This window comes from Kitasatospora sp. NPDC051702, assembly GCF_040681575.1.
GTDB lineage: Bacteria > Actinomycetota > Actinomycetes > Streptomycetales > Streptomycetaceae > Kitasatospora.
This window is the reverse complement of sequence record NZ_JBFAZB010000063.1, coordinates 1-13,010: the sequence shown is the minus strand read 5'-3', so window position 1 is coordinate 13,010 and position 13,010 is coordinate 1. Positions and strand designations below refer to the sequence as shown.

8 protein-coding genes are annotated in these 13,010 nt (G+C 74.2%); 6 read left to right on the top strand and 2 right to left on the bottom strand.

Annotated elements, in window-relative coordinates; translation table 11 throughout:
- The first annotated feature begins 254 nt into the window (after positions 1–254).
- The 5 genes from AB0N04_RS34800 (at position 255) to AB0N04_RS34780 (ending at position 9,200) form a co-directional block, all read left to right on the top strand.
- A complete protein-coding gene (locus AB0N04_RS34800) occupies positions 255–1,229 on the top strand; it encodes a hypothetical protein (RefSeq protein WP_360220298.1) in 975 nt (324 codons plus the stop codon).
- Positions 1,226–3,400, top strand: coding sequence for a hypothetical protein (locus tag AB0N04_RS34795; protein ID WP_360220296.1), 2,175 nt, complete (start codon positions 1,226–1,228; stop codon positions 3,398–3,400). The genes AB0N04_RS34800 and AB0N04_RS34795 overlap by 4 nt, the downstream gene beginning before the upstream one ends.
- The gene (locus AB0N04_RS34790) at positions 3,400–4,383 is read left to right on the top strand and encodes an AAA family ATPase (protein WP_360220293.1); all 984 of its coding nucleotides are present in this window, start codon (positions 3,400–3,402) and stop codon (positions 4,381–4,383) included. The genes AB0N04_RS34795 and AB0N04_RS34790 overlap by 1 nt, the downstream gene beginning before the upstream one ends.
- Entirely contained in the window at positions 4,376–7,651 is a 3,276-nt protein-coding gene (locus tag AB0N04_RS34785) for an SAV_2336 N-terminal domain-related protein (RefSeq protein ID WP_360220290.1), read from the top strand. The genes AB0N04_RS34790 and AB0N04_RS34785 overlap by 8 nt, the downstream gene beginning before the upstream one ends.
- Positions 7,652–7,778: 127 nt before the next feature.
- Positions 7,779–9,200, top strand: coding sequence for a selenium-binding protein SBP56-related protein (locus AB0N04_RS34780; protein WP_360220287.1), 1,422 nt, complete (start codon positions 7,779–7,781; stop codon positions 9,198–9,200).
- Positions 9,201–9,261: 61 nt separating this feature from the next.
- On the opposite strand, the gene AB0N04_RS34775 is transcribed toward AB0N04_RS34780, so the two are convergent.
- Positions 9,262–10,512, bottom strand: a complete 1,251-nt coding sequence (locus AB0N04_RS34775) for a globin domain-containing protein (protein ID WP_360220284.1) — start codon at positions 10,510–10,512, stop codon at positions 9,262–9,264.
- 174 nt (positions 10,513–10,686) lie between these two features.
- Positions 10,687–11,574 (bottom strand): helix-turn-helix transcriptional regulator, encoded by an 888-nt coding sequence (locus AB0N04_RS34770; protein ID WP_360220281.1) that lies wholly within the window; start codon positions 11,572–11,574, stop codon positions 10,687–10,689.
- 173 nt (positions 11,575–11,747) lie between these two features.
- On the opposite strand from AB0N04_RS34770, the gene AB0N04_RS34765 reads away from it, so the two are divergent.
- Positions 11,748–12,884, top strand: a complete 1,137-nt coding sequence (locus AB0N04_RS34765; protein ID WP_360220278.1) for an NAD(P)-dependent alcohol dehydrogenase — start codon at positions 11,748–11,750, stop codon at positions 12,882–12,884.
- Positions 12,885–13,010 lie beyond the last annotated feature (126 nt).

The window sequence follows — 13,010 nt, the reverse complement described above, 5'->3', positions numbered from 1 at the left end:
CCGTTCCGCGCCCGACGATACCGGCCGGTAGCCCGGCCCGCCGCACTGATCCCCGCCCCGCGGGGAGCAGTGCGGCGGCGGAGCGGAACGTTCGCGCGCGGGCACCCCGCCCTCCTGGCCGACGGGCGCTCTCCGGCTCCGGCGGAGTTGGTACGGTTGAGCCCCGTTCCGCCGGCGGGCCGAGGGCGGGTCACCGCCGGCCGGGCGTGCCGGTACGGGCACGGGGTACGGACGGCACGGGGGGACGGACGACGGTGAACGCGGACCAGGGGAAGCCCCGGCTGGTGTTCGTGCACGGCATCGGAGGCCCCCGCGACCCTCAGCAGGAACTCGCCGAGTGGAAGCGCGCGTTGGCCGACGGCGCGCGGCAGGCCGGATTCGCCCCGGAGATCTCGGCACTCACCATGGACTGGTCCGCCGACAGCGCCTTCGCCTCCTACGGGGACCTCTTCGACACCGGCGAGGCGCAGGGCACCGGCGCCCCGGACACCTTCGACGAGGAGCAGGCGGAGCTGATCCTGGACCTGCTCGGCGACTTCCTGGACGAGCTGGCCGAACGGCCCGAACACCGGGGAGACCCGCGCCTCGCCCGGGTGCGCGCACAGGTCCGCCCGGACGGCCAGGGCCAGGGCGTCGGTGCCGCGGGCCGCCACCTCGGCAGCGTTGTCGCAGCCGTCGCCGCCGTCCCCGGTCTCCGCCGGGGCACCCAGCGGCTCAGCGCCGCGCGGCTGCTGCAGGTGCTGTCCCAGCCCGGCCGCTACCTGCGACGGGCGGAGCCGGACGCCACCGGACGGACGCTGGACCAGCGGATCCGCGACCGCGTGCACCGGCAGCTCGACCCCACCCGGCCCGCGATCGTCGTCGCGCACTCCCTCGGCACCGTGGTCGCGCTGGAGGCACTCGCCGAGTACGACGGACCGGTCCGGCTCTTCGTCACCATCGGCTCGCCCATCGGCACGCGCGGGCTCGTCTGGCCGCGGCTGGTCCCGCAGCCGCCGGCGACCCCGGAGTCGGTGGGCGCCTGGGCCGACTTCTGGGACGGCGACGACGTCGTCGTCCCGCGCCGCACGCTGGCGAAGCTGGTCAAGCCGAACACGGCCGGGGTGCTCCCCGTCCCGCACCTCCTCGACTCCGCCACGCTCTGGTCGCACGGCGCCACCACGTACCTCCGGCGCCCGGAGGTCGCGCGGCCGGTGATGGAGGCGCTCGCGACCCCGGACCGGCCGTGAGCCCGCCGCCTGCCCCGGACCGTCACCTCCTGCTGATAGCGACCCAGTCGGACGCGGCGGAACAGAAGCTGACGCGCCTGGAGACGGCCGCCGAGGACCTGTTCCGGGTGCTCACCGACCCCGCGATCGGAGCCTGCACGCCCAGCCCCGCCGCCGACCACGCCCACCTGCGGTCGGGGTCGGTGCGCTCGGACGAGATCGAGGACGCCGTGAAGGCCGCCGTCCGCGCGGCGGGGGACGCCCGGGCCACGCTCGTCATCGCCATGCTCGGGCACGGCCAGTCGCCGCAGTCCGGAGGCAGGCTCCTGTACATGGCCTCCGACAGCGAGGACGGCCGCGCCGACCGGTCGGTGGACGTGGCGGCCCTCCTCTCCCTGGCCTCCGACCACGACGGGGTCGCGGGGGTCATCGCCCTCCTCGACACCTGCCACGCGGGAGCCGCCCTGCCCGACACCGCGGCCCTGGCGGGGGGATTCGGCGCGGGGAGGAAACGCCTCGCCGTCCTGATGGCCTGCGGCGCGCAGCAGAGGGCCTACGACCTCGACTTCAGCCGATCGCTGGGCTCGACCCTGGCCCAGGGACTGTCCGGCAGCGGCGCGTTCCTCCGGCCCGCGGACGTCAAACTCGCGATCGCCCCGGAGCTCAGAAAGCAGGACGTCAGGTCGTTCGAGTACGACGGCGAGTCCGACGCCGCCGGTCCGCTGTGGCTCGCGCTCAACACCGGGCGCGGGGCGTCGCCCCAGGCGCCCGCCGCCTCCTCCGCCGGCGGCGTCGGACCGACCGGTGTCACGGACCTCGCCCGGGCACTGGCCACGTGGCCCGGCGCCCCCGCGACGCCGTCCGTCTGGACCCGCCCGGCCCTCCTCGACCTCGTCCGCCGCGCCGCGGAGACCGACGACCCGGCCGGCCGCTGGGCCACCGAGGTGGCCGAGGGCGTGCTGGCGGCGATGGACACCGGCAGCCTCATCGTCGAGCTGGCCGGCTCCGCCCTCACCACCCCGCTGCTGCGCGGCCTGGCCGCCGCGTTCAACCGCCAGTGGGGCCACCGGCTCGCCGAGCCCGTCCGGCCGCCCGCATCGCTCACCGGCCGGCCGCTGCTCCAGTACCTCCTCGAACACGCGGCCCTGCGGACACCGACCACCGACGCCGACACCACCCACCGGGCACTGGCCTGGTACGTCGTCGCCGCGGCCGAAGAGTGCGGCTTCGACACCGGGGACGACCGGGTGGCGCGCTGGTCCGGCCGGCTGGGCGCCGAGATCGCCCTGAACGACGCCCGCTCGACGCACGCCGAACGCGGCGCGGGCGAACGGGCGCGGCGCCTGGTCATCAGCCTGCACGCGGCCCGGGTCGACTGGCCGGACTCGCTGTCCGTCTGCCTCCGGAGCGGCCCGGACTGCACGCACCACGAGACCTTCCCGTGCGAGCCCGACCGCGCGGGCGTCGAGCAGGCCCTGCCCGCCGTCATCTCCTGGGCCGAACGGCTGCTGCCGCCCGGCGAGCGCGTCCGGGACATCGACCTCGTCGCACCCGCCCCGGTCCTGCTGGACTGGCGCCCCGAGCAGGCCGCGGTCGGACTCCGCCTCCTCGGGGTCACCCGCACCGTGACGCTCCGCTGGGCGGGGCGGCTCGTCGTCCCGCACCACCTCGCCGGGATCAACGAGTTCGCCCGTGAGCAGCTGGAGAAGCTCGGCCGGGAGGCACTCGACCAGGACGCTCCGGTCGACTGGGTGGACCCTGCCGACGTCACCCCCGACCGGCTGGGGAGACACCTGGCGGCCGGCCGGTACCAGCGGGCCGTCGGGATCGCCGGACGCCCGGCTGCACCCCGACTCCGGGAGCTGCTCGCCCTGTTCCTCCCCTACACCCCGATCCTGATCTGGCCCGACACGGACGGCAAGCACGCCGACCCCGGGCGGGCCTGCCTCCACCGCCTCTGGGAGACCCTGCCCGACGGCTTCGGCGAGGCCTACCGGCGCCGCTGGCTGGACGACGGCGACACGGGCGAGGAGACCGACCCGCACCTCGACCGCCTGGCCGACCTCCGCACCGCCTGGCACGACACCGACTGGCTCGACTTCTGCGGTCGCTACCCGCAACACACCGTCACGGCCGCCCCACCCCGCCCGCTCGCCCCGCCCGCCCCGCCCGCCGCCCCGAGGAGCACCTGATGTCCTGGAACACCTACTACCGCGGCGACGGCGAGCCACGGGACGTCACGCTCGCGCCCCCACCGCCCTGGCGCAGCTTCACTCCCGGCGACCGGCCCCGGGCCTTCCTGCCGCCCGAGGGCCTCACCGACGCCGTCAACGCCGCCCTGTACCTGCACCGGCCGCTGCTCATCACCGGGAACACCGGCACCGGCAAGTCGACCGTCATCGAACAGGTCGCGGCCGAGCTGCGGCTGGGCCCCGTCCTCCGGTGGCACATCACCTCCCGCAGCACCCTGCCCGACGCCCTCTGCCGCTACGACGCGCTCGGCCACATCCACGCCCTCCGGCTGCAGCAGGCCCACTCCGGCGGCAACGGCGGACGGCGCAGCCGGGTCGCCCGCCTCGCCCGGCACTCCGGACAGGCCGACATCGCCCCGTTCCTCCAGCTCGGCCCGCTCGGCACCGCTCTCCTCCCCGGTGACCGGCCCCGGGCCCTGCTGATCGACGAGATCGACAAGAGCGACCTCGACCTGCCGGCCGACCTGCTCGACGTCCTGGAGAGCGGGCGGTTCGAGATCCCCGAGCTCGTCCGGCACCCGCAGCGCGAGGTGCGGGTACGGGAGTGGGACGGACCGACCACGCACCTGATCGAACGCGGAAAGGTGCAGTGCACCGTCTTCCCGTTCATCGTCATGACCAGCAACGGGGACCGCGACCTCCCCGCGCCCTTCCTGCGCCGCTGCATCCGCTACGACATGCCGACCCCGACAGCCGACACGCTGCGCCGGGCCGTCGAGTCCCACCTCGGGCTCGCCGTGTCGGCCCCCGGCCCCGCGGCCGACCTCATCACGGCGTTCGCCGAACGCCTCGCCCGCGGGGACAGCCTCGCGGTGGACCAGCTGCTCAACGCCGTCCGCCTCGTCACCGACCGGAAGGCACCGTCCGGGGAGCAGCTGCGGCACCTCCTGGACCTGATGCTGAGGGACCTCTCCAGTGCGTGAGGACGTCGCCCGGCTCGTCGCGGCCCTCAGCCGGGCGCTGCCCCCGGACACGGACGCGACGACGGTGGCCGACCTGCTCTGGCTCGCCGCCGCCGAGGGGCGCGGGGCGGACGACCGGGCCGGGGAGCCCGCGTCCGGGCCGTCACCGCGCGACGCCGCCCAGGTGTCATCCGGTCACGACCCGGGCACGGGTCCGGGCCTCCCGGCACCGCAGGGCCGGCCCGACGACGTCGCTGACGACACCGGTGTCCCGCTGTACGAGGACCTGCCCGCCGGACCGGCACCCGGTCGGAGCATCCAGGTGGCAGCCGGGCGGGCGCTGCCCCGCTCCCTCGAACTCGCCCGCGCCCTGAGGCCGTTCAAGCGCCGCTACCCACGGGGCGCCCGCCGCGCCCTGGACATCGACGCGACGCTGCGCGAGTACACCAGGGGCGGCGAACTCGCACCCGTCTTCGGGCCCGTCCCGGAGGCGTGGTTCGACGTCGTCATCCTGGTCGACACCCACCCGACGATGGACGTCTGGCGCGACACCGTCGACGAGCTGGACACCCTGCTCGCCGGAATCGGCGCGTTCCGGGGCGTCCGCCGCCTGCGGCTCTCCGTCGACGGCGAGCCGACGATCACGGACGGCCGGGGCCGCGCCGTCGGCCGCGGACGCGTCACGGCGCCGGGCGGCCGACGGCTGCTCGTCGTCCTCTCCGACTGCACCGCGCCGGGCTGGCGCGAACCCGCCGTGTGGCAGCTGCTGCGCACCTGGGGCTCCACCACCCCGGTCGTCCTGCTCAACCCGCTGCCCGGCCGTCTCTGGAGCCGCACGGCCCTCGACCTGCCGGCGGTCCGCGTGCGGCAGGACGGACCCGCCGCCCGCAACACCGACCTGCGCTACGAACTGCCCCTGATGACCAGCGCCCTCTTCGGCCCGGGCCCCCTCGGCGCAGCTCCCTCCGGCGCAGCTCCCTCCGGCACGGACCCCGGCTGGACCCCGCTGCCGACCCTCGCGCTCACCCCCCACTCGCTGCGCCGCTGGGCCGACGCCGTCATGCGCGGCGCACCCGCAGGCCACGACGCCGTCCTCGTCCCCGCCTCCGGGGTCCTCCGCTCCCCGTTCGCCGCGCACGCCCCACGACGCCCCGACGACACCCCGAACGTGGCCGCCTTCCTGCACACGGCCTCGCCGGCCGCCAAACGGCTCGCCTGCCTCAGCAGCCCGTTCAGCAGCCTCAGCCTCCCGCTGCTCCAGCTCATCCGCCAGGAGGCCGTACCCGACGCCACCGTCGGCGACCTCGCCGAACTCCTGACCAGCGGACTCGTCGACACCCGGACCGTCGCGGACGGACCGACCGTGCTCACCTTCCGTGCAGCCGCCCGCGCCGCCCTAGCCCCGCTCCTCACCCGCCACGACGCCTGGACCGTCCACGCCGCCCTCACCCGGCACGTCGCCGCCCGCCGGCCCCGGGCGGGGAACGGGCTGGCCGCCGTCGCCGTGGCCGACACGGCGTCGCTGCCCCCGGAGCTCCGGCCCTTCGCGACCGCCTCGGCGGAACTGCTGGCACTGCTGGACGGGAGCCGGCCGCGGCGCGCGCCGGAGGCGGAGGCGCTGCCCGAGGCTCCGGACGACTCGGCGTCGGCGGACGCGGGGCCGGCGCCGGTGTTCCCGGACCCGCAGCGGAGCGCGGCCCTGCTCATCGGTGTGTCGGACACGGCCACGTCGCCCGCGCTGTCGTGTGTCCCGGACACCGTGGCCGATCTGGCGACCCTGCTGTGTTCCTCGAACAGCTGGGGCCTCAACCCCGAACAGTGCCACGTCCTGCTGGACGTGAGCTCACAGCATGAGACCCTCAATGCCATCCGAACAGCCTGCAACCAAGCGACCGACGCACTGCTGGTATACGTTGCCGGACGCTGCGTACTCATCGGCACCGAGACCTATCTGATCCTGGGCGACGACTCACGCCTTCCCCTCCGGCGTTTGACGGAGATCCTCATGCGAGCAACGGCCGGCCACGTGGTGCTGCTGATGGACCTGTGCGGAGGCGACCAAGTCGGGCCTGCGACGTTCGATCTGACGGGTATGACACGTCATCCAGGTGCCGAGATAATGATCGCTGAGGCCAGCGATGGCACGACAGCGCTGGCGAGAATCGCCGATTGTCTCTTCCAGGCTGGCTCTCAAGGGCTAGAAGACGCCACCGAGATGCTCGACCTGTCCCACATCAGTCGTGAGTTCCTCACCCGTAAGTCGGGAAACTGGTGGTACACCAGCGCCCGCCCCGGCACACCGCCGCTCGCCATCCTGCGCAACCGGCAGGCGCCGGGCTACCTCGAACCGCACGTCCGTGAGGTCTTCGACGAGGTCTGCTCCACCCTGCAGACCTTCCTGGAAACCGAATACCCGGCACACTCCCACGACGACGTCCGCCGGATCCTCCGGACCCTGATCGGCTTCGCCCACGACTACATCGCGCAAGGCCCGGACGGGTATGCCCCCGCGTTGCAGGAGACGCTGGAATCCGACCTCCGCGACGCCCTGGCTCAGAACGTCGCGCTGATCCGGAACGGCGACAACGAATCGGACCTCGCGTGCTCGGAGGTCGGTGGGGCCTTCCACATCCCGATCGACGTGAGGACCGTGCGCCGTCGTCGCGGGCTCTCCCCCGTGGACATCATCATGACCAGGAGGTTCTCCTCCCCCTTGACCGTCACGATCGTTCTCGACCAGTCCGGAGGCGCGAGGGACCGGTCGCTCTTCAACATCTCTCCCCGCGTCGGCCTGGCCGGTGGGGGCTCCCAGCCCCATGTCGATCTGGTCCTTCGGGTACCGGTCGAGGAATCGGATCCGGCCTCTCTGGAGGAGGCGCTGCGACGAGCCGTGACGCGGGCCTGCGAGGACCTCGCGGGCGGATCGATCGAGTTCAACGACGAGGGCGGTCCGTCCGTCCCGGAACTTCCGGGCGCCACCGAGGCCACGATCTCCTTCCTGGAACCCAAGGATTCGACGATCGACTGGTATCCCGTGGAGACCTACGACGGTGGCACCGTCGTGGGCGAGGTCAAGGTGACCGCCGAGCTCACCCTGGAAGCGTTCCTCCACAAGGCGGACGTGTTCCTCGAGGACGGCCTCACGATCCTGGACGAGGTGAACGAGGTGAACGAGCACATGGTGGAGGTCTCCGTCACCCTCCTCGGCGAACTCTCCTTCCACGCCCAGGTCGACGGGCCCGAGTTCGACGTCCAACTGGAGCTCGCGGACATCAAGATGCTCCGCTGATCCGCCGCCCGCTCCCGCACCTCCCGCCCGCTCCCCGTGCGCCTGCTGTGCGCCGGTGGACCTGTGGAACGCTTCCCGGACGCAGGACACAGTCCGTGTACCAGCAGGGCGAGTTGAGGAGTCCGGGATGCCGCACGGTCAGGGCCCGCAGGGCGGGCACACCGATCCGTCGCTGTACCGTTCCGCGGCGGAGGCGATCGCCGCGCCGCCGGAGACGCTGGCGTACGTCGCCGGGTTCGACCGGTCGGGGCGGCGGCCGGACGCGCTGCTCACCGTCGACACCGACCCGGCCTCGGTGGGCTACGGGACGGTCCTGAACTTCGCCGAACTGCCGACGCTGGGCGACGAGTTGCACCACTTCGGCTGGAACGCCTGCTCGAGCGCGCTGGCGCACGCCTGCCACCGGAACCCGGAGCGGCGCTACCTGCTGCTGCCGGGCCTGCGCTCCTCGCGGCTGCACGTGATGGACACCCGGCCCGACCCGGTGCGGCCGCGCCTGGTGAAGACCGTCGAGGCGGCGGAGCTGGCGTCCAGAGCCGGGTACTCGCGCCCGCACACGCTGCACTGCGGGCCCGACGGCGTGTTCCTGTCCTGCCTGGGCGGGGCGGAGGGCACCGACGGGCCCGGCGGGGTGGCACTGCTCGACCACACCACCTTCGACGTGCTGCGGGCGTGGGAGACGGAGCGCGGGCCGCAGCACCTCGCCTACGACGTCTGGTGGCACCTGGGGACGAACGTGGGCGTGACCAGCGAGTGGGGCACGCCGTGGATGGTCGAGGCCGGCGTGGTGCCGGAGCTGCTGCTGGGCCGCAAGTACGGGCACGCGCTGCACTTCTGGGAGCTGGACTCCGGCCGCCACCTGCAGCGGGTCGACCTCGGCGACCAGTACCAGATGGTGCTGGAGCTGCGCCCGGCACACGATCCGCAGGCCGAGTGGGGCTTCGCCGGGGTGGTGACCAACGTCGAGGACCTCTCCGCCTCGGTGTGGCTCTGGTATCGCCAGGGCCCGGCGTTCACCGCCCGCAAGGTGATCGAGATCCCGGCCGAGCCGGCCAAGGCCGAGGACCTGCCGCCCGCGTTGCAGCCGTTCGGCGCGGTGCCGCCGCTGGTCACCGACATCAACCTGTCGGTGGACGACCGCTGGCTGTACGTCTCCGCCTGGGGCACCGGCGAGTTGTTCCAGTACGACGTCTCGGACCCGTTCCACCCCCGGCTCGCCGCCTCGGTGCGCCTCGGCGGCATCACCGCGCGCACCCCGCACCCGGCCGATCCGGGCCGCCCGCTGAGCGGCGCCCCGCAGATGGTCGAGATCAGCCGCGACGGCCGGCGCCTCTACCTGACCAACTCCTTGTACGGCGCCTGGGACGACCAGTTCTACCCGGACGGCATCGAGCCCTGGATGGTCAAGCTGGACGCCGACCCCGAGACCGGCGGGCTCTCCGTCGACGAACGGTTCTTCCCGCACGGCGCGGACTTCCGCGGCCTGCGCGTCCACCAGACCCACCTCGCGGGCGGCGACGCCTCCTCGGACTCCTACTGCCACCGGTAGACCACGGCGGCCGGCCGCGACCCCCTGCCGCCCCGGCGGCGGGGCCGCCTTCGGCTGAACCTCACCAGCCGGCCGGGCGGGCCCCCACCAACACCTGGTCGTGGCGCACCCGGGCCGGGGGCAGGCCGGCGGCGAGCAGTTCGGAGCGGACGGAGCCGACCATGCCGGTCGGGCCGCTGAGGCAGGCGAGGTGGTCGCGCCAGTCACCGGCCGTGGTGACGGCCTCGGCGAGGCGGCCGGCGGTGATCGGCGTGAGGGCCAACCAGGTCTTGTGCAGGCCGAGTTCGGCCAGTGCCGACCAGTCGTAGAGGTCGCCGCGGTCGCGGGCGCCGACGAAGAGGTGGACGCGGCGGCCGGGCGGGCGGTGGACGGCCTGCTGCTCGATGATGGCCTTCATCGGCGCGAGGCCGCTGCCGCCCGCGACGAGCAGGAGGTCCCGGGTGTCGTCCTCGGGGAGCAGGGTGCCGCGCGGCGGGCCGAGCCGCAGCCGGTCGCCGACGGCGGTGCGCTCGACCAGGGCGGCGCTGACCCCGCCGGGGCCGGTGCGGCGGACGTGGAACTCCAGCTCGTTGTCGGCCCGGGGCGCGCAGCCCATCGAGTACTGGCGCCAGGTGTGCGGGAGCAGCGGGTGCTCGACGGTGCCGTACTGCCCGGCCCGGTACGGGTAGGGCTCGCCGGTGCGCACCCGCAGCACGGCGAGGTCGGGCCGGCGGCGCTCGTGGCCCGTCACCACGGCGTGCCAGTACGGGGGTTCGGTGAGCGCGGACTCGGCGCCGGCGGTCATCGCGCCGACGGCGAAGCGCAGCATCCTGGTCCACGCCGCCTCGAGCTCCTCCGTCCGGTCCGCGCCGGCCCGGTGCCGGATCGCCGCGCACAGGGCCTCCTCGAAGGCCTCGTAGTGGACCGGCCGGACACCCAGTTTCCGGTGGTCGCGGCCGAGTTGACGGAGCGTCTGGTCGAGTTCGGCGGGCCGGTCGAGGTGGTCGATCAGGTGGCGGAAGATCCGCTCCAGGTGGGCCTGCTGGAACTCCATCGAGGCGGGGAAGAGCGGGCGCAGGAACGGGCGGCGGCGGAACATGACGCCGTAGAGGTGGTCGATCAGGTCGGCGAGCGGCGCGACCAGGCCGAGGCCCCGCCGGATCAGCAGCTGGTCGGCCGCGCCGTCGTACCCTCCGCCCCCGGTGTCGGGCCCCGACGGAGCGGCCGGGGTGAGGAGTTGGCGCCGCAGCCGCATGGCGTGGTGGCGGGCGATCAGCCGGTCGTACTCGGCGGTGGCGGTGGTGGTGGCGGCGGTGCTGTTGGTGATGTCCATGACCCGCCCAGTCAACTGCGGGGTGGCCGGGCGGCAGAAGGGCCGATGGCCCCGGGCGGCCGCGGGACCATCGGCCCGTTCCGGCCGTTCCGGCCAGGGGGCCGGGGACAGGGCCAGGGGGCCGGGGCCCGGGACGGCGCCACCGACGCGGGGCCGAGGCGGGCCGGGGCGCCGCTACCTGGTCGGCTCGGCGCGGGAGGTCTCGCCCGGCTCGGGGAGGAACTCGGTGGCGGCCCAACTGGCCAGCAGCCGCAGGGACTCGGCCGAGGTGGTGCCGGGCTCGGCGTGGTAGGTGATCAGCACCTGGTCGGCGTCGCCGGCCGGGCGCAGCGCCTCGTACTGGAGGCTGAGCCCGCCGACCACCGGGTGGTGCAGCTGCTTGGTGCCGTGCCCCTTGTCCTGGATGCCGTGAGCGGCCCACAGACGGCGGAAGTCGGCGCTCTTGACGGAGAGTTCGCCGATCAGTGCGGCGAGCTGGGGGTCGTCCGGGTCGCGTCCGGCGTCGAGGCGCAGCATCCCGACCACGTCGCTCGCCTTGCCCTCCCAGTCCTGGTACAGCTCGGCGGCCGCCGGGTCGAGGAAGACGTGCCAGGCCATGTTGCGCTGCTCGGGCGGCATGGCGGCGAAGTCGCCGAGCAGGGCGGTGCCGAGCCGGTTCCAGCCGATGATGTCGAGCCGCCGCCCGAGGACGTACGCGGGCACGCCGTCCATCGCGTCCATCAGCTGCTGGAGGGCGGGGCGGACCCGCTGCCGGCGGGCGGCGGCCCGGCCGGCGCGGCGACGGGCGGGCTTGGTGAGCCGGCCGAGGTGCTCGCGTTCGGCGGGGCCGAGCCGCAGGACGCGGGCGATGGCGTCGAGGACGGCGGCGGAGACGTTCTCGCCGTGGCCCTGTTCGAGCCGGGTGTAGTAGGCGGTGCTGACTCCGGCCAGCTGGGCCAGCTCCTCGCGGCGCAGTCCGGGCACCCGGCGCCGGGTGGTGGTGTCCGGCAGGCCCACGTCCTCGGGCCGCAGCCGGGCGCGGCGGGATCGGAGGAACTCGCTGAGTTCGGTGCGCTGGTCCATGTGTGCAGTATGCGGGCCGGGGGGCGTGCCCGGGGGCGGGCGAGGGTGACACTGCCGTGCGTACGTTCCGGGGTCGTACGTCCGGGGGTCCTAGGTGCGGGGTTCCTAGGTGCGGGGTTCCTACGATGATCCTTGGTCTGGTTGCCCCCCTCGCGCCGCCGCACTCTGGGGGCATGACGAACACGACGACCGACCCGACCACCACGAACACGACGGGCACGACGGCGGACACCGCCACGAACGGCTCGGAGACCCACCTCACCACCCGCACCGTCGCCGCCTACGCGGCGGCCGAGCCCGACGCCCCGCTGGAGCGGACCACCGTGACCCGCCGGGCGGTCGGCGAGCAGGACATCGTGATCGACATCCGCTTCTCCGGCATCTGCCACTCCGACATCCACCAGGTCGGCGAGGACTGGGGCACCGGGATCTTCCCGATGGTCCCGGGGCACGAGATCGCCGGTGTGGTCAGCGAGGTCGGCCCCGGGGTGACCCGCTGGCGGGTCGGCGACCGGGTCGGCGTCGGCTGCTTCGTCGACTCCTGCCGGGAGTGCGACAACTGCCGGGCCGGCCTCCAGCAGTACTGCACCGGCCTCGGCGGCACCGTCTTCACCTACAACAGCACGGGCAAGGACGGCCTGCCGACGTACGGCGGCTACTCCTCGGAGCTGGTCGTCGACGAGGCGTACGCGCTGCGGATCCCCGACAACCTGCCGCTGGACGCCGCCGCGCCGCTGCTCTGCGCCGGCGTCACGCTGTACTCGCCGCTCGCGCACTGGGGCGCGGGCCCCGGCCGCAAGGTGGCCGTCGTCGGCCTCGGCGGGCTCGGGCACATGGGGGTGAAGATCGCCCACGCCATGGGCGCGGAGGTCACCGTGCTGAGCCAGTCGCTGCGCAAGCGGGAGGACGGGCTGAAGCTCGGCGCCGACCACTACCGGGCGACCTCCGACCCGGCGACCTTCACCGAGCTGGCGGGCAGCTTCGACCTGATCGTCAACACCGTCTCCGCCGACCTCGACCTGAGCGCCTACCTCGGCCTGCTGCGCACCGACGGCGTCATGGTGCAGGTCGGCGCGCCGGAGAAGCCGGTGACGGTGAACGCCCATGCGCTGCTCAACGGCCGCCGCTCGCTGGCCGGTTCGATGATCGGCGGGCTCCCGGCGACCCAGGAGATGCTGGACTTCTGCGGCGAGCACGGCATCACCGCGGAGATCGAGCTGATCCGCGCGGACCAGATCAACGAGGCGTACCGGCGGGTGCTGTCCGGTGACGTCCGGTTCCGGTTCGTGATCGACGCCGCGACCATCTGATCCGCCGGACCACACACGCGGCGCCCCGCCGACCCACCCCCGCGCGCCGCGCATCGTCCAGCCGCGCAGCCCCGACGGCCCGCGGCCCGCGACCGCCCCCTCGGGTGCCGTCCCCGCCCGGCTGGT

Excerpts from the sequence above, each read along its gene's own strand:
- AB0N04_RS34775 (WP_360220284.1), bottom strand. The coding sequence starts at position 10,512 with ATGGACATCACCAACAGCACCGCCGCCACCACCACCGCCACCGCCGAG.
- AB0N04_RS34770 (WP_360220281.1), bottom strand. The coding sequence starts at position 11,574 with ATGGACCAGCGCACCGAACTCAGCGAGTTCCTCCGATCCCGCCGCGCC.
- AB0N04_RS34780 (WP_360220287.1), top strand. The coding sequence starts at position 7,779 with ATGCCGCACGGTCAGGGCCCGCAGGGCGGGCACACCGATCCGTCGCTG.
- AB0N04_RS34765 (WP_360220278.1), top strand. The coding sequence starts at position 11,748 with ATGACGAACACGACGACCGACCCGACCACCACGAACACGACGGGCACG.
- AB0N04_RS34790 (WP_360220293.1), top strand. The coding sequence starts at position 3,400 with ATGTCCTGGAACACCTACTACCGCGGCGACGGCGAGCCACGGGACGTC.